At 47.8% G+C, this 20792-nt stretch carries 18 protein-coding genes; 16 read left to right on the top strand and 2 right to left on the bottom strand.

The features are described from left to right. Positions 1–20 precede the first annotated feature (20 nt). Together ettA and GCU44_RS17560 are read left to right on the top strand one after the other, a co-directional pair. A complete protein-coding gene (ettA, locus tag GCU44_RS17565) occupies positions 21–1700 on the top strand; it encodes an energy-dependent translational throttle protein EttA (protein ID WP_154858167.1) in 1680 nt (559 codons plus the stop codon). A 215-nt stretch (positions 1701–1915) separates the two neighbouring features. Then, the gene (locus GCU44_RS17560; RefSeq protein WP_154858185.1) at positions 1916–3247 is read left to right on the top strand and encodes a pyridoxal phosphate-dependent aminotransferase; all 1332 of its coding nucleotides are present in this window, start codon (positions 1916–1918) and stop codon (positions 3245–3247) included. Here the strand turns inward: GCU44_RS17560 and GCU44_RS17555 are convergent. Further along, on the bottom strand, positions 3138–4196 hold the full coding sequence (locus GCU44_RS17555; RefSeq protein WP_154858165.1) for a zinc dependent phospholipase C family protein: 1059 nt from the start codon (positions 4194–4196) through the stop codon (positions 3138–3140). The genes GCU44_RS17560 and GCU44_RS17555 overlap by 110 nt on opposite strands. A gap of 158 nt (positions 4197–4354) precedes the next feature. On the opposite strand from GCU44_RS17555, the gene rpsT reads away from it, so the two are divergent. The 12 genes from rpsT to GCU44_RS17495 all read left to right on the top strand — a co-directional run bounded on the left by rpsT (position 4355) and on the right by GCU44_RS17495 (position 18107). Next, entirely contained in the window at positions 4355–4606 is a 252-nt protein-coding gene (gene rpsT / locus GCU44_RS17550) for a 30S ribosomal protein S20 (RefSeq protein WP_092177801.1), read from the top strand. 165 nt (positions 4607–4771) lie between these two features. Then, entirely contained in the window at positions 4772–5467 is a 696-nt protein-coding gene (gene radC / locus GCU44_RS17545) for a RadC family protein (RefSeq protein WP_092177944.1), read from the top strand. A 6-nt stretch (positions 5468–5473) separates the two neighbouring features. Beyond that, positions 5474–6091, top strand: a complete 618-nt coding sequence (locus GCU44_RS17540; protein WP_154858163.1) for a DUF1684 domain-containing protein — start codon at positions 5474–5476, stop codon at positions 6089–6091. A 54-nt stretch (positions 6092–6145) separates the two neighbouring features. Then, positions 6146–8557 (top strand): phenylalanine--tRNA ligase subunit beta, encoded by a 2412-nt coding sequence (gene pheT, locus GCU44_RS17535; protein WP_154858161.1) that lies wholly within the window; start codon positions 6146–6148, stop codon positions 8555–8557. Position 8558: 1 nt separating this feature from the next. After that, on the top strand, positions 8559–8846 hold the full coding sequence (locus tag GCU44_RS17530) for a hypothetical protein (protein WP_092177807.1): 288 nt from the start codon (positions 8559–8561) through the stop codon (positions 8844–8846). A gap of 1 nt (position 8847) precedes the next feature. Continuing rightward, complete coding sequence (locus GCU44_RS17525) at positions 8848–9132, top strand: cell division protein ZapA (protein WP_092177809.1); 285 nt, start codon at positions 8848–8850, stop codon at positions 9130–9132. A gap of 70 nt (positions 9133–9202) precedes the next feature. Next, the gene (gene rny / locus GCU44_RS17520) at positions 9203–10768 is read left to right on the top strand and encodes a ribonuclease Y (RefSeq protein WP_154858159.1); all 1566 of its coding nucleotides are present in this window, start codon (positions 9203–9205) and stop codon (positions 10766–10768) included. Between the two features lie 172 nt (positions 10769–10940). Further along, a complete protein-coding gene (locus GCU44_RS17515; RefSeq protein WP_154858157.1) occupies positions 10941–12092 on the top strand; it encodes a hypothetical protein in 1152 nt (383 codons plus the stop codon). Between the two features lie 50 nt (positions 12093–12142). Next, positions 12143–15259 carry an efflux RND transporter permease subunit gene (locus tag GCU44_RS17510; protein WP_154858155.1) on the top strand — a complete coding sequence of 1039 codons (3117 nt, stop codon included), beginning with the start codon at positions 12143–12145 and terminating at the stop codon, positions 15257–15259. A 30-nt stretch (positions 15260–15289) separates the two neighbouring features. Continuing rightward, positions 15290–16444 carry a hypothetical protein gene (locus GCU44_RS17505; protein ID WP_154858153.1) on the top strand — a complete coding sequence of 385 codons (1155 nt, stop codon included), beginning with the start codon at positions 15290–15292 and terminating at the stop codon, positions 16442–16444. 382 nt (positions 16445–16826) lie between these two features. Continuing rightward, complete coding sequence (locus GCU44_RS17500) at positions 16827–17408, top strand: hypothetical protein (protein ID WP_154858151.1); 582 nt, start codon at positions 16827–16829, stop codon at positions 17406–17408. Between the two features lie 171 nt (positions 17409–17579). Next, the gene (locus GCU44_RS17495; RefSeq protein WP_241685005.1) at positions 17580–18107 is read left to right on the top strand and encodes a helix-turn-helix domain-containing protein; all 528 of its coding nucleotides are present in this window, start codon (positions 17580–17582) and stop codon (positions 18105–18107) included. Positions 18108–18124: 17 nt separating this feature from the next. Here the strand turns inward: GCU44_RS17495 and GCU44_RS17490 are convergent, their stop codons facing one another. Further along, positions 18125–18727 carry a porin family protein gene (locus GCU44_RS17490; RefSeq protein WP_154858147.1) on the bottom strand — a complete coding sequence of 201 codons (603 nt, stop codon included), beginning with the start codon at positions 18725–18727 and terminating at the stop codon, positions 18125–18127. Positions 18728–19056: 329 nt separating this feature from the next. Between GCU44_RS17490 and GCU44_RS17485 the strand changes: the two genes are divergently transcribed. Both GCU44_RS17485 and GCU44_RS17480 read left to right on the top strand, forming a co-directional pair. After that, positions 19057–20139, top strand: coding sequence for a ParM/StbA family protein (locus GCU44_RS17485; protein ID WP_394366498.1), 1083 nt, complete (start codon positions 19057–19059; stop codon positions 20137–20139). Between the two features lie 4 nt (positions 20140–20143). Next, the gene (locus GCU44_RS17480) at positions 20144–20710 is read left to right on the top strand and encodes a bactofilin family protein (protein WP_092177827.1); all 567 of its coding nucleotides are present in this window, start codon (positions 20144–20146) and stop codon (positions 20708–20710) included. Positions 20711–20792 lie beyond the last annotated feature (82 nt).

Raw genomic sequence — 20792 nt, 5'->3', positions numbered from 1 at the left:
GAATTAAACGCAAAAGAACCATGAGTACCGAAAAAATAATTTTTTCTATGGCGGGAGTCTCAAAAATCTACCCTCCACAGAAGAAAGTGCTAAAAGATATTTATCTATCGTTTTTTTATGGGGCCAAAATAGGTGTCTTGGGTCTTAATGGATCCGGTAAAAGCTCCCTGCTTCGGATTATCGCAGGGAAAGACACCGAATATCAGGGGGAAGTGGTCTGGTCTCCGGGTTATTCTGTTGGCATGCTGGAGCAAGAGCCCGAACTCGATCCCGGCAAAACGGTCAAGGAAGTCGTGGAAGAAGCCGTAGCGGCGACCATTGGATTGCTGAAGGAGTTTGAAGCAATCAACGAAAAATTCATGGATCCAGCGCTCATGGAAGATCCCGATGCCATGGATAAACTCATCCACCAACAAGGCGAAGTTCAGGAAAAACTTGATGCTGCCAATGCCTGGGAACTTGAAACCATGCTGGAAAAAGCGATGGATGCCCTCCGGCTGCCACCTGCGGATGCCCCGGTAGAAAACCTCTCGGGTGGAGAAAAGCGACGCGTAGCGCTCTGCCGCTTGCTGTTACAGGAACCCGATGTATTGCTGCTGGATGAACCCACCAATCACCTCGATGCCGAGTCTGTTTTGTGGCTGGAGCAGCACCTCAAACAGTACAAAGGGACCGTGATCGCAGTGACACACGATCGGTACTTTCTGGACAATGTAGCCGGATGGATACTTGAATTGGACAGGGGCGAGGGGATTCCCTGGAAGGGAAACTATTCAAGTTGGTTGGAGCAAAAGCAGGAGCGCCTACAAAAGGAAGAAAAAACAGCTTCTAAAAGACAGAAAACCCTGGAGCGGGAACTGGAATGGATTCGCATGACTCCCAAAGCCCGGCAATCCAAAGGGAAGGCACGATTGAGTGCCTATGAAAAACTGGTGGGCGAAGAAGGAAGAGAAAAAGAATCGAAATTGGAATTATACATTCCCCCTGGACCCCGCCTCGGAAGCAAGGTGATCGAGGTAAAAGGCGTTTCCAAAGCCTTTGGCGACAAGCTATTGTTTGACGACCTTACGTTTTCGCTGCCTCAAGGAGGGATTGTAGGCGTCATCGGGCCAAATGGTGCCGGTAAATCCACGCTCTTTAACCTGATTACGGGTAGTGAGAAACCCGACTCCGGGCATTTTGAGATCGGTGAAACAGTGGAAATCGCCTACGTGGACCAGGAACACGATGACCTGGATCCGAAAAAGTCCGTGTACGAAACCATCACCGACGGGAACGAATTCATCCAATTGGGATCGAAGGAGATCAATGGAAGGGCATACGTAAGCCGTTTTAATTTTGGAGGAGCAGATCAGGAAAAGAAAGTAGGCGTTCTTTCCGGAGGTGAAAGGAACCGGGTGCACCTGGCCATGACCCTCAAAAAAGGCGGGAATCTCCTGCTCCTGGATGAGCCAACCAACGATTTGGATGTGAACACGTTGCGTGCACTGGAGGAAGCCCTGGAAAATTTTGGCGGATGCGCAGTGATCATTTCCCACGACCGTTGGTTTCTGGACCGAATCTGCACCCATATCCTGGCCTTCGAAGGCGACAGCTCGGTGTATTGGTTTGAAGGCAACTTTTCGGACTACGAAGAAAACAAGAAAAAGCGCTTGGGAGACACCATGCCCAGGCGGATCAAGTACAAAAAATTGAAATAAGCAGAAAAAGAGGCAGCAGTCAGATCTATTTGTCTCCTGTTTGCGATCGGTAACGGGAATCAGCAAAAAGGCTTCCCGGAGGGTTCCCCGAATCTTGCTACCAAAAAAAGCGGTAAGCCCTTTGAGGCCATCCGCTTTTTTTTTGTATCGGGATACAGGTTGTTTTGCTTTTTTGTTTCTTTGTGTCTGGTTTGTACCTTTTCGGGAAAGTTATGATGAGACAATTGTTATTGCGTCCGGGCGCTGGAGAATTGAATTACGAGATAAGGGGCATTGTAAAAAAAGCCCGGATGATCGAGGAGTTGGGCTACCCCATTACCTGGGAAAACATCGGAGACCCTATCCAAAAAAACAATACCATCCCCGAGTGGATGAAAGAAATCGTAAGTAGCCTGGTGCAGGAGGATCAAACTTACGGGTATGCCGACAGCAAAGGGATGATGGCTACCCGTAGATTTTTGGCGAACCTTACCAACCAAAAGGGAGGGGTACAAATTGGTCCCGAAGACATTTTATTCTTCAATGGTCTGGGTGACGGCATCGCCAAGTTGTATCAGTTTTTGATTCCAACGGCGCGGATAATCGGTCCCTCTCCGGCTTATTCTACACATAGCTCCGCAGAGGCAGCCCACGCCAATACCCGGCCCCTAACCTACAACCTGGATCCGGACAATAACTGGTACCCGGATATGGAGGATCTGTACAATAAGGTAAAGTACAATGACTCGATCGTGGGTATCCTGATCATCAATCCGGATAATCCCACCGGGATGGTGTATCCCCGGGAGGTATTGGATCGGTTTGTGGAAATTGCCAGGGAATTTAACTTGTTGCTGATTGCCGACGAAATCTACCAAAACATCACCTACAATGGATACGAGGCCATTAGCCTGGCAGAGATACTGGGCAATGACCTGCCCGGTATTTCGCTCAAAGGAATTTCCAAGGAATTTCCCTGGCCCGGATCGCGCTGCGGCTGGATGGAGTTTTACAACCAGCATACGTCGGAGGAGTTTACCAAATTATGCACGACCCTGGAAAACGCCAAAATGATAGAGGTTTGCTCCACCACCCTTCCTCAACTTGCTATTCCGAAAATCATGAGCCACCCTGCTTATCGGGAATACCGGAAGACGGCCAATGCAGCCATCGGTATCCGCAGTCGCATCATGGAGGAGGTACTCGGCCAGGTCCGGGGGATCAAATTCAATAAAACCAAAGGGGCTTTTTACAACACCATCATATTTGAAGAAGGGGTATTGGACGAAAATCAGTTTTTACCCATTCCAGATGCCCGCGTCCAAAAGCACCTGGACCAATGGCTTCAGGAAAAAGAAATGCCGCATGACAAACGGTTTGTGTATCACCTACTGGCGGCCGAGCGGATCTGTGTGGTGCCTGTTAGTTCCTTTTGTTCGGAGTTACGCGGGTTTCGGGTCACCCTATTGGAAGAAAACGAGGACGTCTTTCGAAATACGTTCGAGCGGCTGGCGCGGAGCATACATACGTACTTAAACTCCTCGAAAGATGTGCTGGTGGATTCCTGAAAAAGGTCTCGTGGTCCCGTATTTTTAGCGTAGGATCGGCAGGAGCCCCGGGTTCGTCTTCGTTTTCTGGCAGATTGGGCGTGCTACCGTCGAGATCAGGCTGTCCCGCAAGAATCCAGGCGGTGTACCAAAAGTCGGCAATAAGTTTTATGGTTTTCCGCATTTGTCGTTCCACCTGCCCGGCCAGCATTTGGTGATAGGCCTCGCTGTAGGCCCGTGAATACACGCGGGTATTGATGCCGCCGCGTTCCTCGAAGCTGTACTTTTTGTCTTCGGCAAATCGTTTATTTAAAACAGCTTCAAACCCCAGCACGGAGTCCAGCGCGGCATGCGATTGGCCGACGGTGTGCCAGATAGCCTGCTGTGGATCCTTGACGTATTCGGCTTTACCGACAAAGAAGTTGTAGCTTTCCGCATAAAGTTCCGGGAGGCGGGATTCCCAAAACCCGTGAATTCCGTATTGACCGGTGAATTGACCGTTGTAATTCTTGGTGGTGTGCAGGGGAACGTGGATGTCTCCCAGGTAGTGCCCCAGGTCTGCGGCCAGGCGGAGAATGTTTTCTCCTTCCTTTCGTTCAAATGCCCGAACCAGTTGTAAAAACGTTCGGTAGGTGCTCCAGGGAGCGATCCCTGATTTTCGCAGGCTGTCCTCGCCAATAAGGGCCACGGCATCGGGCCAGTAGCGGGGCAATACCTGCAGCGCACTGTCCCCGTATACGTCCAGATCGATGAAGTGCTTCTCCGCCTCACCTTTTACCGCGTACCGTCGCCGATCAGGGTTTACGGCCTTTTCCCGGAGAAAGGACGCCTGAGGCTTGAAAAACACCATCAGCTCCGGGGGCAGCGAAAAGATCGCTTGCTGGTTGATGAGTTTATGCGCATAAAAACCCCAAGCCGGAAGCCGCGTGGAAGAAAGTAGAAAAACGATTACCAAAACTACCGATCGCATAAATTAAGACGAAAACCCGATCTAAAGTACTTAAAATCGGGGAAATATGCAGCGTCCACGGTTCCTATATTTGGAAAAATGTTTTGTATTTATAAATTAAACGGTTAAATTTGCGGTCCATAAAGAATCAGGAAACTAGTTAATCGTATAGCAAGCATATGGCAAATCACAAATCGGCTTTAAAGAGAATTCGTGCAAATGAAGCCAAAAGATTGAGAAACAGGTATCAGGCCAAAACCACCAGGACCTTCATCAAGAGATTGAGAAATACCGAAGACAAATCCGAGGCGCAGGAATTATTGAAGCAGGTAACTTCCATGCTGGATAGACTGGCTAAGAAAAACGTCATTCACAAGAACAATGCCTCCAATAAAAAATCAAAATTGACCAAATTGGTGAATTCTCTTTAACGAGGCAGGTACTTGTACACGCATCATAAAACCCTTCTCCAAAAACAGGTAAGGGTTTTTTTATGTCAATTATTTTTTTAATTTTATCGGGTTATCTACCGCTTTCGGGGAAGTTGGGTTTAGATGCGAGGGGTGGATGGCCATGTTCCAGTTACTTTTTTTGCCATGGAAAATTACCAGTCGATACGCATTTCCGCGCTAGCGGAAGAAGACCGTCCCCGGGAGAAATTACTTCTGAGAGGAAAATCCCACCTTTCTGATGCAGAATTGATCGCCATTTTGATAGGTTCGGGAACCCAGCACCTGAGTGCCGTGGACCTTTCCCGGCATATCCTCAAGAGTGTAGACCATGACCTCGCCCAATTGGCCAAACTCTCGGTCAATGACTTGAAAAAATTCAAGGGCATCGGAGAGGCCAAAGCCATCAGCATCGTCAGCGCGCTGGAATTGGGCAGGCGCAGAAAAGACGGAGATCCCCATAAAAAAGACAAAATTTCTTCCTCTGCGGATGTTTACCGGCTGATGCGGCAGGAACTGCAGGACGAAACCGTAGAGTACTTTTATGTACTTTTTCTCAATCGTAGCAACCTGGTCATCAAAAAGCAGTTGATCAGTCAGGGAGGGACTGCGGCCACCATCGCAGATCCCAAGTTGATATTTAAATATGGGATCGAATTACTCGCCAATGCGTTGATTTTGGTTCACAATCATCCCTCAGGCAACCTCAAGCCCTCTACCGCTGACATTACCCTCACCAAGAAACTCTGTCTGGTGGGCAAAAATCTGGAGCTTCCGGTATTGGATCATGTTATTTTCACAGATGTTGGCTATTTTAGCTTCGCAGATGAAGGCATGATATGAATCACTATGAATAAAAAGAATCTATTTTGGGCATTTGTGGCCCTGGTAATCGCCGCTTCCCTACTGTATACCTTCACGGGTACCGAGGATCCGGAGTTCTACCGAACTACTATTGAAGCGGAACGGGAGCGTCAGTTTAAATTCCTGAAATACAACCTGGATTCCCCGCTAAAGGCGGAGCAAAAGGAAGACATGGATTCCCTGGATTTCTATCCCGTCGACCCTGCCTACAAGGTACGGGCGCGGCTGGAACCGGTAGCAGACAGAAGGATCCTGGAAATCCCCATGACCGACGGCAGCCTGGAACGATACATCCGGCATTCCTTTGCCGTTTTCGAACTGCAGGGACAGACCATAAAGTTACTTTTGCTACAGGCAGAGGACGAAGCGGACCGGAGGAATTTTTTCCTGGCTTTTGCAGATAAAACCTCCGGGGACGAAACCTATGGTGGCGGGCGTTACCTCAACCTCCGGCAGGATGGGCAATCTTCCCTCAATATTGACTTTAACCTGGCTTACAATCCGTATTGCGCCTATAATCCGGATTATGCCTGCCCCATTCCTCCACGAGAGAATATACTTGAAATTCCTATTCGGGCAGGGGAGAAAAATTACGATAAATAACCTTTCAGTAGAGGTCAATTATCGTAAATTTGTATCTTAGTCAAAACTGAAACAATGAAAATTTCGATCAATAGACTCAAAGATTACCTACCTTTTGACCAAAGTCCCGAAGAGATTGCTGATTTGCTCACGGCTTCCGGGCTGGAGGTGGAAGGTATTTCCACCTATGAGTCCATAAAAGGAGGCCTAAAAGGGGTAGTTATCGGCGAAGTGATCCATTGCGAGCCGCACCCAAATGCGGATAAACTCAGCCTGACGCGTGTGGACATAGGCGAACGCCTTTTACCCATCGTGTGCGGGGCTCCAAATGTGGCAAAAGGGCAGAAGGTCCCGGTTGCTATTGTAGGCGCTACCTTGTATCCCACGGAGGGGGAACCCTTTGCAATAAAAAAAGCCAAAATTCGCGGAGAAGTATCCGAGGGAATGATTTGTGCCGAGGACGAATTGGGCCTGGGCAGCAGCCACGAGGGCATCCTGGTTTTGGATACGGACCTTCCAAACGGTACTCCGCTGGGCTCCCTGATCGAAAGCAGTGAAACAGCCGTGCTAGAAATCGGCCTGACACCCAATCGCGCGGATGCAGCTTCTCATTTGGGCGTCGCCCGCGATCTGAAAGCACTTTTGCGGAAGGAACTCGTACTGCCCGATGTATCGGACTTCGCCGTAGATAGGGAAGGCCCCACTTTTGCGGTTTCCGTGGCCGATACGACCGACTGTCCCCGGTATGCCGGACTGACCATCCGTGGGGTGAAGGTCGTACCCTCTCCCCAATGGCTTCAAAATTACCTCAGAGCAATCGACCTGGAACCCATCAACGTTATTGTGGACGTTACCAATTTCATCCTGCATGATCTGGGCCAACCATTGCATGCCTTTGATGCAGATGTGATCACCGGAAATGAAATACAGGTCAAGCGGCTCCCAAAGGGTACCAAATTTACCACCCTCGAAGGAAAAGAAAGAATCCTGACAGGAGAGGAGCTCATGATTTGTGATAGCAAAGGGGGGCTTTGCATGGCGGGTGTTCTGGGGGGAAAGGACTCTGGAGTTACGGACGATACACAGACAATCTTTTTGGAAAGTGCCTGCTTTGGAGCGGACGTGATTCGCAAGGGGGCGCAGCACCACGGCATTAAAACCGATGCTTCCTTCCGGTTTGAGCGAGGCACCGACCCCAATATGCCGGTATTTGCCTTGAAGCGGGCGGCGATGCTTATCCGCGAACTCGCAGGTGGAGAAATTAGCTCGGCGATAGTCGATCACTATCCGGCACCTGCTACCTATCTGCCGGTACCTGTAGCGTACCGGCATGTGGACCGGCTGATTGGCGAAGTGATTGATCGGAAGGAGATAAAAACCATTTTGGAATCCCTTGACATCCGGGTGGAGGAAGAAACCAGCGAAGGATTTCTGGCACGGGTTCCTCCCTATCGGGTAGACGTTACCAGGGAAGCAGATGTGATCGAAGAGATTTTACGGATTTACGGATTTGATGCGATACCCCTAAAGGACAATTATCAGTCGGAATACCTGGCAGAACACCCGGAAAAAGATGGGAACAAGCTTCAATACCGGATTTCCGAGACCCTGGCAGGTATGGGCTACAGCGAAATCATCACCAATTCCCTTAGCAGTGCTGCCTATTCTTCGGAAGCAAATTTCCTGGATGTAGAAAAGGACGTGGTAATTTTAAATAAATTGAGTGAGGAACTCGGGGTGCTCCGGCAGTCCCTGCTGTACACGGGACTGGAAGTGTTGGCACACAACATCAACCGGCGTCAAAAAGACCTGAAGGTATTTGAATTTGGTTCGGTCTATTCGAAGATCGAGAAGGGCTACGTAGAGGGGAAGCGCCTTTCGTTGTTTCTAACGGGAAATTCCATCCGGGAAAACTGGATGCACGCATCGGAGCCAGCAGGCTTCCCGGAGTTGTACGCAGTAGTCGAGGCACTGCTAGCCAAGTTAAATATACCGCTTCCCGACGTGCAGCTGGTGGAGCGCGCCCCGTATACTTACGGGCTTACGCTGCGGGTAAACCAGCAGGAGTTGGGAGACATTGGGCTGTTGGAAACCGCCGTAACCCGGCAGGCCGGAGTGAAGCAAGAAGTATATTTCGCTGAATTGGACTGGGATAGGCTGGTCAAATTGGCCAAAAAACAGGAAAGATACCGGGAAATCTCCAAATTTCCGGAGGTGCGCAGGGATCTCTCGCTAGTGATTGACCAGCAGGTGAGTTTTGAAGAATTGCGTCAGCTGGCGATCAAGGCCGGGGGAAAGCTACTCAAGCGAATCAACGTGTTCGACGTGTACACCGGCGATAAGGTAGCGCCCAACCAAAAGGCCTATGCGCTGAGTTTTTACCTACAGGACGATCAACAAACCCTGACGGATAAATTGATCGATAAGACCATGCACAAATTAATGACCGCATTTGAAAAAAATGCAGGAGCATTGATCAGAAAATAAAATGAAGGATTACGGGGCGCTTCAAAAGTTGGAAAGGCTAGCAGAACGGGTCGAAGAGAAGGTCAGGCTGCTTGAAGAGGAAAATACTGCCCTCAAAAACCAACTTTTAATTTATCAAAAGCAACTTTCGGATCAAGGAGCGGCCCTGGAAGATTTTAAAAATCAAATTAAAATTAGTAAAATTGTAAGAAACATACCGGTAGAAAATAAAGCGTCTGCTGAATTGAAGGGGAGAATTGATGACTATATAAAAGAAATCGACAAGATTATCACGTACCTGTCTGACTAATATGGATACACTTTCGATCAGAATAAAAATTGGAGACCGAGAATATCCGATGAAAGTTAAGGCCGACGAAGAGGCCAGAATCAGACGGGTGGGTAAATTGATCAACGATAAAATTAAAAAGTACAGGGAAGAGTTTGGTCTGGAAGACCGGCAAGACCTGCTGGCCATGGTGGCGTTTGATTGCATGGTGGAATCCATCGAACTGAACGAAACACAAGGGCAGGAAGACGAGCAGGTTCGAACGATGGTCGAACAGGTCAACCAACGCCTGGAGTCTTTACTTTAATATAGCATGCATAACGTCCCGACGCAGCGGCATTGAATTTTTTTCCGGTAGATATAACTCAACTACATCTATGGGAATCTCACTATACATCATTTTATCAGGAGCCATCGGCATTTTGCTGGGGGCGCTACTGGCTGGGTTTTTTATCAAGAACAACAGTAAAAAGCTAGAAGCCGAAGCCAGGGAAAAAGCCAAAAGTATCATCCGTGAAGCAGAAATCAACGCCGAGGGATTAAAGAAAGACAAGATCCTCGAAGCAAAGGAAAAGTACCTACGCTTGAAATCGGATTTTGAAGAGGAAGTAGGCAAAAAGAAAAACATCCTCATTACCAATGAAAACAAGCTCAAGCAGCGCGAGCAAATCCTTTCCAAGGAAATGGAGCAGCTCAAGCGCAAGGAAGCCGAGCTGGATAGTAGAAAAGAGAACTTGAGCGCCCAGTTGCATGCGGTGCAGGTTAGAAAAGACGAATTGGATAAGGTAACCCAGCAGCGGATCACTGATCTTGAAAAAGTGGCCCTTCTCACACGGGAAGAGGCACGCGAACAATTGATCGAAATGCTCAAGGACGAGGCGGCGACCAAGGCTTCCTCCCATATCAAGGATATTTTGGATCAGGCCAAACTCAGTGCCACCAAACAAGCCAAGAAGATTGTATTGGATACCATTCAACGCACGGCTACGGAACATGCGATCGAAAACTGTGTCTCGGTCTTCAATATCGAGAGCGATGACGTGAAGGGTAAAATTATCGGTAGAGAAGGTAGAAATATCCGGGCGTTGGAAGCAGCTACCGGAGTAGAGATCGTGGTAGACGATACTCCGGAAGCAATCATCATCTCCGGGTTTGATCCGGTGAGAAGGGAAGTGGCCCGCTTGTCCTTGCATCGTCTGGTGCAAGACGGGAGGATTCACCCGGCCCGGATCGAGGAAGTGGTGGCCAAAACCGAGAAAAATATTGACGAAGAAATCATAGAAATAGGAGAACGAACCTGTATCGACCTGGGCATTCACGGATTGCATCCGGAATTGATCAAAATGGTAGGTCGGATGCGTTTTCGATCTTCCTACGGGCAAAACCTGCTGCAGCACTCCAGAGAAGTGGCCAAATTGTGTGCAACCATGGCTGCAGAAATGGGGTTCAATGCCAAACTGGCCAAACGAGCCGGATTGCTCCACGATATCGGAAAGGTTTATCCCGAAGAAGCAGAACTCCCCCACGCTATTTTGGGTATGGAGCTCGCCAAAAAACACAAGGAACATCCGGAAGTGGTCAATGCAATCGGAGCGCACCATGACGAGATCGAAATGACCTCCATGCTTTCGCCCATCGTGCAGGCCTGTGATGCTATTTCCGGTTCCAGGCCCGGAGCGAGAAGGGAAATCATGGACAGTTACATCAAACGCCTCAAGGACCTGGAAGATTTGGCCCTGAGTTTTGATGGCGTCAATAAGTGCTTTGCCATGCAGGCCGGTCGGGAGTTGCGCGTGCTGGTGGATGCCGACAATGTAGACGACACCACGGCTAGTCAATTGTCCTTCGAAATTTCCCAGAAGATCGAAAAGGAAATGCAGTACCCCGGGCAAATCAAAATTACCGTCATCCGGGAAATGCGATCGGTAAACTACGCGAAATAGGTTGTAATCAACACCCTATTCCACAGGTACATGAAGGGTAGCGTTCCGCAAGGGATGGCTGCCCTTTTTTTATTTCCAGAAAAAAAGCAAAAATATTTTTGTTTTAAAAATTATTTCTTTAGTTTTAATCGGATCTCCACCGATAGCTTTATCCAATGGTTAATTCCTGAATATGCGTCCCCAAATCCTTTGCCCCTTGCTCCCGATTGGATTGATGATTGGTTTACACCTTTCTTGTTCCAATAGCGGCCGGGAAAATAGGTCGGGAGATGGTTTTGAACCCCGGTTTGTGATCACAGATAGTTTGGTGATTGATTACCTCGGTAGGCTCGCGATCCTGGATATCCAATCGGACAGGTCGGAGTATTTGATGTTTGATCATCAACGGAAGGAAATGGTCCGGGTGGATAGTAATGGACAAATTTTGCTTGCTAAAAACCTCACCGGTGATACCCGGGATGGATATGGCTCGTATTTTATTTCTGCACATTACCATGGATCGGAGGAAGTTATCATTCTGACAAATAAAAAATTATTTCGGTACGATTTGAACCTGCAATTGATTCAATCCGGGGAACTTCCATTTTCTTTTTTTACCAATACAGTATACGGAGGGCATGTGAATGATCTTTCCGGGGGCATCCTGTTTACCAATAGCTTTCCGCAATACCCTTCTGGGGAGGTGTTGGAGCAGGAGGATTTTCTTACTCAGCTTCCTTTTCTGACCGTATATGACCTGGAGCAGGATACGATCCTTTCCCGTCAGTACATTCCCGCCTCCTCACAGATGCTGAAAAATCCTGGCCAATACCGGGAGATGGCGCCGTTTTCCATAAGGAACGATGCGACCATTTACCTGTTGTTCTCGTATTCGCCTGAGATTTACCGCTACACCTTTCCCGAATTGGAATTGCAAGATACCATACAGTTAAGCCCAGGAGACGCTTACGTGCAGATTGATCCCGCTTCTCCCAAAGCCGAACCCTTTGACCGGTTTTTCAAGGAACTTGGGGCTTCCAGTTTTGTCCATTTGTCTCGGTCCAACGGATACCTAATGGCCGCCTACCAGGGAGCAGCGCCCCAGGAAGAGGTCGATGCCTTGCCCAGGAACGTTGTCGGGGGAGAGGCATTTTCTGCCCTGCAGAAGGAATACAAAATCCCCTACTACCAGATCGTAAAGGAGGGAAGGAAGGTGTGGGAGGTACATTTGGATATTGATTTCCGATACAAGGGAGGGAGGTTGTTTGCGGATCGAAACCTGCACCTGCCACGGGTGGAAACGGAATTGGACCAGGTTTTTTTCTATTTTTATGAGATCCAATGAAAAGTTAAAACCATGAATAAGGCCAACTACACCTTCTTAATCCATACCCCATGACACCTTTCCGGCTGGTTATCGTTTTTTTTGTTTTGGCAATCATTGGATTTTCCCTGGTCTCGGAATTATCCGTGGATCTCAACCCCAGAGAAAAGGAGCCGGTACTGAATATTGGCTTTTCCGTGCGCAGCGCCTCTCCGGAGTTGGTCGAAAAACTGGCAACTTCACCGCTGGAAGGGGTGCTCTCTCAGTTGTCTGAATTGAAAAAAACGACCTCTGTATCCAACTACAATCAGGGATCCATTCAGTTGCGTTTTGATAAGCGCACCGATATGGAATACAAAAAATTTGAAGTCTCGGCCCTGATTCGGCAGGTATACCCGTCGTTGGACAGCAAGGTGAGCTATCCCACAATCACCCAGTCCTCCCAACGGTATATTCGGGAGAAACGGCCCATCCTGACCTACAGCATAAACGGTCCGTTTGCCTCCTTTGAGATCAAGAAGATTACCGAGGACATCCTGGTATCGTCGCTAAACCAACTTGAAGAAGTAGAGGAGATGGAGGTGCGGGGCGCCAACGACTTGTATCTGTATGTCACCTACGACATTCAGAAATTGCAGACCCTCGATCTTTCCAGAACCGCTTTGGAGAGTAAAATACGCAGTTCTTTTGGAAGGAATTATCCCGGGCTGGCCATGAATGCGTCGGGTGAGTCCTTGTTTTTGCAGGTGGACCGCTCCCTGCAATCCCTGCAATCCCTGGAGAACCTGCTTATCGGAAGGCTGGAGGGAAAGGAGCTGTTTTTAAAAGATGTGGCCAGTCTAACCCTGGAGGAAGCAGCGCCCCAGCGTTTTTACCGCATCAACGGCAACAATTCGGTAAGCCTGACCATCACTAGCCGGGACGGTGTAAACAAGGTGTTGCTGGCAGAAAAAATCAAGCAAACCATGGCTGCCTCCCAGAGGCAATTGCCCGAAGGGTTTGATGTGCGGCTGGAGTTTGACGACACGTCCTACCTGGAAAAGGAACTCCAGAAAATCTACAAGCGCTCCGGGCTTTCCATTCTGATCCTGATTCTTTTTATATTTTTAATCAACCGCAACCTCAATTACCTGATCAGTTTGTTTTTGGGTATACTGGTCAATGTAAGCCTTACGGTGATCATTCTTTACCTGTTAAAGGTCGACATCCACATGTATTCATTGGCTGGGTTGACCATTTCTTTTGGTCTGATCGTGGATAATGCCATCATCATGATCGACCACCTGCACAAGCACAAAAACCGCAAAGTATTTCTGGCACTGCTGGCAGCATCTTTGACCACCATTGTCGCGCTGCTGATGGTATTTTTACTTCCCGAAGACGACCGAAAAAACCTGGCTGATTTTTCCACGGTGGTGTCGGTGATGTTGGGGGTTTCCCTGCTGATCGCCCTGCTATTCACTCCGGCCGTCTATGCCCTACTGCTGAGCAAAAAGGGGAAAGCCGGCCGTATCATGACGTACCGACAGCTACGGAGACGGGCTGGAGCGATGCGGATTTATACGCGAACGGTAGCATTTTTGGCCGGTTACCGTAAAGCCTTTGTTTGGGCATTGGTGCTGCTGTTTGGCCTGCCGGTTTTTTATCTTCCGGCAAAATGGGAGGGTCAGGAATGGTACAACAGCACCGTTGGCAGCACCTATTACCAGGAAACGATCCGGCCGTACGTAGACAAGGCGCTGGGTGGTTCCATGCGGATGTTTGTCAGAGGGGTATTCGAAAAATCATCCTACCGGGAAGCCGAACGCACCCGGCTGATCGTGAATGCCAATCTGCCCTTCGGCAATACCTTGGAGCAAATGGACTTTATCATTCGTGAATTTGAGGCATACCTAAAAGGGGTGGAGGGGATTGATAAATTCGTGACCACCGTCAATTCCGGGCAAAATGCCCGTATCGAAATCACCTTCAAGGAAGCCTACGAAACATCGGCCTTGCCCTACCAATTGAAAGGGAAGCTGGCGATGAAATCTACGGACTGGAGTGGCGTGCGATGGAACATATACGGCGTGGGCCAGGGGTTTTATACCGGGCCCGGGGGAGAAGGAATCCCCTCTTTCCGGGCGGAGTTGAGGGGGTATAATTATACCGAACTGGAAAAGCAGGCAGAAATTTTGGCTACAAAGCTTCTTTCGCACCGGCGGATACAGGAGGTGAATACGAACGAACGACTAACCTGGGGAGAGCAGAAAACCGAAGAGTATGTGCTCGCGTTTGATCAACAACGGCTGGCACTGACCGGCACCAACCAGTACGAGGTCGTAAATGCGCTTCAAAACAGGTCCTTGCACGAGCAGCCCTCCCTGTTTCTGGAAGTAGCCAATGATCAGTATGGGTTGGTGGTGCGAGAAAAGGAGTCCGCTCGGTTTTCGCGATTTGATCTGGAAAACAGCAGTTTGATTTCGGCAGAAAACCGGATTGTAAAGGTGGCCGGCGTAGGTTCTTTGCAAAAAGAGTTTACCACCAATGCCCTGCACAAGGAAGACCGGCAGTACATTCGATTGGTTTCCTTTGACTACATGGGCTCGGCCAAGTTTGGGGGAGAATACCTCGACGAAGTACTGGAAGAAATGAAAACCAGCATGCCGATCGGGTATTCTGCCAGCCGACAGACCTACTCCTGGAACTACGATCAGGCCAAGCGGCAGTACAGCCTATTGCTGGTGCTGGTGGTCGGGATCTTCTTTATTTGCTCCATCCTGTTTGAAAATTTCAAGCAGCCCTTGTACATCATTTTTATCATTCCGGTTTCCTTTATTGGGCTGTTTTTGATTTTTTCGCTGTTTGATTTCTATTTTGATCAAGGTGGATATGCGGCGTTTGTCATGCTCGGGGGGCTGGCTGTCAATGCCGCCATATTTATTGTCAACGATCTCAATAACCGGCAGGGGCAATCCTATAATCGACAGGTAATCAAAGCGGCGGCAGGTAAAGCTACGCCTATTTTGCTGACGGTTTTATCCACCTGTTTTGGCTTAATCCCTTTTGTCATGGAAGGGCAAAATGAAATATTTTGGTTTTCTTTGGCAATTGGTACCATCGGAGGATTGGCATTCAGTATGGTTGGGGTTTTTCTTGCCTTGCCGGTTTTTTTATGGAGAAAAAAGAAGGTTGCTAATACGCGCTAACAATCGATACAGATGAAATACGTTCAGCCAATGGTTCTACTGATTGCGGGGGCTTTTGCCTGCAAGCCGGCGCCTACTACCGATGGGCAAGATCCACAAACGAAGCTGACCCTCGAACTGGTGGATAGCCTGGTGGTGAATGAACTAGAACCGTTGGTCATTGACGATTACCTGGAAGGTAGCGGAAAATTTCTGCTGCGGGGAAATAAAAGCCGAAAGCCCCACCTGGTAGCGGAGACAGGGGAGATTGTGCAGGTGTTCGACGTGCTGCACGATGGTCCTAATGGCATGGGCTCAGGTGCATTTGGCTATGGGTTTTTGAATGCCGATCAATGGGTAGCTCAGGGGCTTTTTAATGGCTACCACGTCTACGACCTGGCCGGAAATAAGCTGCAGCTGCTGGACCCCATTCATTTGGATATTTTTTCCATGTCCATGTACAGTTACCGGACGTTTTTTAGAGGTTTCACAACGAATGGAAAGCGAATGCTGGTGGGGCAGGAACAAAATTTGTTTGATCCCGGAAGCCTCACCGAAGAAGAAAGGCAATCCGCTGTTTACTACGATCGGGCAAAGACAGTGTTTTCGTACGAGGTGGATTCCAGCAAGCTGCGGTTGCTAGAAACCTATCCGGAGGAATGGAAACCCAGAAAAGAAGGGAAGATGCTTGGGCCGAGTCCGCCCATTGTGGCCTACCACCGGGGTAGGCAGGAGTTGGCATTGCTTCCTACCATAGGCGATCAGTTGTTTGTGTACGATTATGCCAGTGGGAGGCCCCTGCTCAAATACCAGGTAGATCTCAGGCATCGGTTCCGTACCGAAGGACTGCCCGAGCAGGTAGGGGATTACAGCAGCTATCCGGCCTTTACGGACCTGCGGTATGTTGGAAAAAAACTTTTGGTGGAGTTCAAAACACGCATACCCGAGGACATCGTCACCCAGCTTCGGGCTGCTTCGGAGTATCGGTACGAAAGTCCCCTTTTCAAAGAAGCCATGGCTACGTACAGCAAACCCTATTATATGGTGGTAGCGGGAGGCAAGCAGGTAGGTGTGCTGGACGGGTTACCGCTCTCTGGTGCACTTGATTTTGCCGACGAAAATGGGTACATCTATGTCAACGATAACCTGGACCCGGCGGTAGAAAGGGATTACAATGTGTTTTACCGGTTGAAGTTCAAGGAATAGCGCTCAGTGTGCGCTGTTTTCTAGCAAACAAAAGAATATAATTCCAAATCTGGTAAATAAAATACTCTAAAAAAAATTTAATTTTGTTTTTTAGTCCATTTTGGGTTTAGATTTAAACCCTGAATGGATTTTCTCCACGAATCAAATACTTGTTATCAATTTTTAAATAGATAATTATTTAGCGTTAATATTATGTAATAGTTAATTTTTTAATATTATCATTGAATAATTTGTAACGTACTATCCTCTTGATTACATTTGTGTCATACTTACGTAAGTCACTCAATTGCCTGCCCAAAATAATTAGCCTCAAACAAAAATTTTTCGGGAAGTACCCGGGAAGAGGTTTTACCTGTTTCTAAACCTTTAAAAATTTAACACCATGAGATTAATTATTGCAACAGTACTCGCTTTTACTATCAACACGGCCGTTTTTGCCACGGCTCCAGTGGAGAATCCTCCCATCGTCACCTTGGAAAAAATCGGTGAGAAACGATTTCAATTGAAGTACCTGGGAATTCCCGAGGGTAAAGTAACCGTAGCCATCAAAGACGAAACCAACCGAATCATCTTTCGGGATGTCATTGATTCCGACAAGGTGTTTTTCAAGAATTACGATTTGAACCGGCTGGACCTGGGAGCGTATCAGGTAGAAGTTTTTAACACCGAATCTGGTAAGCTTTCCGATTTCGATGTTTTTCTGGGGCCAAAAAGTGTGGAAAAAACCTACTTTGCCAAAGTTACGAAATTAGATGAGCAGACGTTGGCGGTTATCTTGAAAAATTTGGACGGTTCAGAAAAGTACCTCGAAATTTTCGACAAGGGACAGCTTGTCTACGACGCTCCGATCACCGACGAGGCCTTTGGAAAAAAGTTTTCCTTTGAAAACGTTGCTTCATTGAACGACATCAGCATCAAAGTTTCCGACAAGAGTGGATTTGGAAATTTCCTCTCTGCGCGATAAAAGAAATTGAATCAACCACTAACAAACGGAAAGAGGCTGTCCCTGGGATGGCCTCTTTTTTTGTTTGCTGACAGCAGGGCTTTTGCTTTTTTGAAATTTATTTTTTGTCCCATTTGTTATCCATCCATGCATGAAATCCGAATAAAAAATATGGTTTGTCCCCGTTGCGTCATGGCAGTAGAGGAGGTTCTTCGGGAAATGGGTCTTGCGTTTGAAAAGGTGGAATTGGGTCTGGTTCGTTTTTCCGATCCCCCGGACAGCTGGCAGACAGAGACATTTGAACGAAGACTAGATGCACTGGGCTTTGCGGTGGCAAAATCCAGGGAAACGATTTGGGTGGAGACCTGTAAGGTTACCTTGATTCAATTACTGGAGGAAGGCGCAGACGGCCCGGATGGGACGATTTCGCAAATTCTTGCCGACAAAACCGGTATTTCCTATTCCCGCTTGAGCCAACTTTTTAGCAGCCTTCAGGGGGTTACCATTGAGCAGTATTTTATCGAATTGAAGATTGAAAAGGCAAAGGAGTACCTCAGCTACGCATCCCACAATATCTCCGAGACAGCCTGGAAATTGGGATACAGCAGCATGCAACATTTTTCGGCGCAGTTTAAGAAACATACGGGCATGACGCCCAGCCAATTTCGAAAACTAAGCCAAAAGCCCCGCAAGTTTTTGGACCAGGTTGGGGACCGCTGAAGCCGTCACTGACGCAATCAAAACAAGCGAATCCCCAACGAAAGGATCAATTGGTTTTGTCGCTGGTCGGTAGGAAGTCCGGCAATGGAATCGACGTGGTTTGCCAAAGCTCCCTCGTACTTAAAATCGAGAATCATGTTGGCGATATCCAGGCCAATTCCCGCCTGGTAGCCCAATGTGGTCGTGTTTGGTTCGGAAGCAATAGTAAGCAAAGGATCCTGTGTGCTCAATTCGTTGTCGAGAATGAAGGTTAGCGAGGGTCCGGCCTGTATGCGGAAAAAGTTTGCAAACTTAAACCCAGCCATCAATGGCACATCGATTCGGTCAAAACTGGCAGTGTACGTAACCTGATTGTTGGATTGCAGGTGCTCAAATTCTCCCCCGGTATTGCTGTAGAGAATTTCCGGTTGGATGAAAATCCGGTTCCCTCCTAGGCGGGCAAAAATTCCCGCATGATATCCCAGTTTTTCGTTCCCTTTCGAGAAGGTGCTACCGGTAACGGATATATTGCCTTGCGAAATACCTATCTTGGGACCAATAGAAAACTCCTGTGCCCGAACCTCTCCAGAAATGAGGGAAAGTAGGAGCAATGCAAGACTTATATGGATTACTTGTCTCATGCGCTTGAAGGTATTGGTTTGGTACAAAACTAAACAAATTCAAAAGGATACGGTTACAAATTCGCAAATTCCTTGCATGGAAAGAGGGGTAGTCGCCAGACAGGGGGTTCGTTTTCTATCAAATGCAAAATTTTATACACAAACTTGGGGATGTAGCTTGTAATTTCGGCAAGGTTCCTTTAATTTGTCTTTAAACCTAAGGTTTGGCATTTGCCTCCGTAAAATATTGATAAAAATAATTAAGTTTGTAAGATAAACAGGCGGCAAACGCCCCGTTTATCCATACAGGGAGACTTTCTCTTGGTCATTTTAGTTTTTAGGATTGAAAAATTAGAAAAACGGAAAACTGTTTTAAAAAGGACAAAAGAATAAAAAAAAAATCCATGATAGAAGTAATAAAGTACCCCAGTGTATTGGAAAGTAGTAATCTTGAGCTTAGAAACGTTGCGAGGGATTTGGTTTCCGGACTTAAGATTTACCACGATAACATTGGCTACCTGGTTGGAGATTTGGCACTTTCTGAAGGGACTTCTCCACACAGAAACATCAACAGTTCACCAGAAGAAATTGATTACCGTATTTTTTTAAAGGCGGGGCTTTTGTTGGCTTCCCAAAAGCTGGGTAGCCCCATTACTGTTACCACCGGGTTTCCGTTTTCCACCTTTCAGGTGTTTAAGGAAAATGCCTATCGCCTGCTTGAAAACGAGCACATCATTGAGTACGATACGCAGACATTTGGCGGGGGAGGTCGAAAGAAAATGGCCGTGGAAGTGGATCGCGTAGCGGTGATTCCCGAAGTAGTGGGTTGTAGCATGGCCGTCAGGCAGATGTACAGCGATTCGCCAAAAAGCTTCTTCATGATCAGTCTTGGATACGGCACCATGGAGGCCATTCTAAGTACGGAGGGAGGTTTGGTACAGCGGTCAAGCGTTTCTACGTTTGGGTTGAGATACGCCATTAACCTGATCACCCGGGAATTACAAAAGGACAATTACCTGGATTTAAAAACCGAGCATCAGATCGACCAGTATTTTAGCGAAGGAACAATTATTTTAAACCGAAAGCGTTTGGACTTAAGAGAGCTGCGAAAGCAGGTTATCACGCAGTATTACAACGACGTGATTTCCCCATCTTTGCGAAAAGCGTTTTCGGATAGTGATTTTACAAAGTCCGCAGATCTTTACCTGGCAGGTGGCGGTGCCAATTATGCCGAATTGGTAAACTTATTTCGGGATGAATTTGATGGATTATTAAACGTCCACGTACCCGATGCACCGGAGCAGATGGCGTCGATCGGCTATTGTTACAACAGTCTGGCCATCAGTGGCGGGGCCAAGGATAAGGCGGTTGGACTGGACCTGGGTAACAGCTCCACTATTCTCACTACGTTCAAACAAGAAAAAGAAGATTGAGCCTATGAAATTTGGATCCAACAAACAACAAAATGAAGAACCCCATGCAGGCAAGGTAACGGTACTGTCCCTTGGCTTTGAACTCACGGGCGATATCATCTCTAAAAGTGACATCCGGGCGGACGGCATTCTTGTAGGTAGCATTCGAACAGACAAAAAGGTAGTCGTTGGAGAAAAGGCTTCGATTACCGGGGATATTATTGCCGAGGAAATCAGCATCAGCGGTGAAGTAGTCGGTGATTTGTATATCAAAGGAGAAACCACCATCTACGCAGACGCAAAGGTTTCCGGAAACATCATTACCAGCTCTATTTTTATTCACAAAGGAGCGCAGATCAACAGTGGAATCCAGGTGGTCGATCCCAAAGCAGTAGAAGAGGCTTCAAAATCCAGTAAAATCAACTCTGTTAGTAGGGAAGAATTGTATTCCATGCTGGATGATCGAACGTCTAAAAAGAAGGATGTCCCGGTAAAGCCCATTTCCAAGGCGGAGCTTCGTTCGTTTAAGGAAAGTAGTTCCACGGAATCCGGCGACAACAATGACCCACTGGATTTCCCCAGGTCCTGGTAAAGACGCATCCAGTCTTCTCGGCGAGTCGATACGAAAGCAAAAACACTACCGAACAGAAAAAAAGCGGCAGCCAAACTCGAGT

Origin of the sequence: Cyclobacterium xiamenense (assembly GCF_009467825.1) — a bacterium.
GTDB classification, from domain to species: Bacteria; Bacteroidota; Bacteroidia; order Cytophagales; family Cyclobacteriaceae; genus Cyclobacterium; species Cyclobacterium xiamenense.
The sequence above is the reverse complement of the archived record's forward strand: the minus strand, read 5'-3'. Positions and strand labels throughout refer to the sequence as shown.

Coding starts and splice junctions, on each gene's coding strand:
- GCU44_RS17530 (WP_092177807.1), top strand. CDS start 8,559: ATGAAGGATTACGGGGCGCTTCAAAAGTTGGAAAGGCTAGCAGAACGG.
- GCU44_RS17525 (WP_092177809.1), top strand. CDS start 8,848: ATGGATACACTTTCGATCAGAATAAAAATTGGAGACCGAGAATATCCG.
- GCU44_RS17540 (WP_154858163.1), top strand. CDS start 5,474: ATGAATAAAAAGAATCTATTTTGGGCATTTGTGGCCCTGGTAATCGCC.
- GCU44_RS17490 (WP_154858147.1), bottom strand. CDS start 18,727: ATGAGACAAGTAATCCATATAAGTCTTGCATTGCTCCTACTTTCCCTC.
- GCU44_RS17500 (WP_154858151.1), top strand. CDS start 16,827: ATGAGATTAATTATTGCAACAGTACTCGCTTTTACTATCAACACGGCC.
- rny (WP_154858159.1), top strand. CDS start 9,203: ATGGGAATCTCACTATACATCATTTTATCAGGAGCCATCGGCATTTTG.
- rpsT (WP_092177801.1), top strand. CDS start 4,355: ATGGCAAATCACAAATCGGCTTTAAAGAGAATTCGTGCAAATGAAGCC.
- ettA (WP_154858167.1), top strand. CDS start 21: ATGAGTACCGAAAAAATAATTTTTTCTATGGCGGGAGTCTCAAAAATC.
- GCU44_RS17510 (WP_154858155.1), top strand. CDS start 12,143: ATGACACCTTTCCGGCTGGTTATCGTTTTTTTTGTTTTGGCAATCATT.
- GCU44_RS17560 (WP_154858185.1), top strand. CDS start 1,916: ATGAGACAATTGTTATTGCGTCCGGGCGCTGGAGAATTGAATTACGAG.
- GCU44_RS17515 (WP_154858157.1), top strand. CDS start 10,941: ATGCGTCCCCAAATCCTTTGCCCCTTGCTCCCGATTGGATTGATGATT.
- pheT (WP_154858161.1), top strand. CDS start 6,146: ATGAAAATTTCGATCAATAGACTCAAAGATTACCTACCTTTTGACCAA.
- radC (WP_092177944.1), top strand. CDS start 4,772: ATGGAAAATTACCAGTCGATACGCATTTCCGCGCTAGCGGAAGAAGAC.
- GCU44_RS17505 (WP_154858153.1), top strand. CDS start 15,290: ATGGTTCTACTGATTGCGGGGGCTTTTGCCTGCAAGCCGGCGCCTACT.
- GCU44_RS17555 (WP_154858165.1), bottom strand. CDS start 4,196: ATGCGATCGGTAGTTTTGGTAATCGTTTTTCTACTTTCTTCCACGCGG.
- GCU44_RS17495 (WP_241685005.1), top strand. CDS start 17,580: ATGGCAGTAGAGGAGGTTCTTCGGGAAATGGGTCTTGCGTTTGAAAAG.
- GCU44_RS17480 (WP_092177827.1), top strand. CDS start 20,144: ATGAAATTTGGATCCAACAAACAACAAAATGAAGAACCCCATGCAGGC.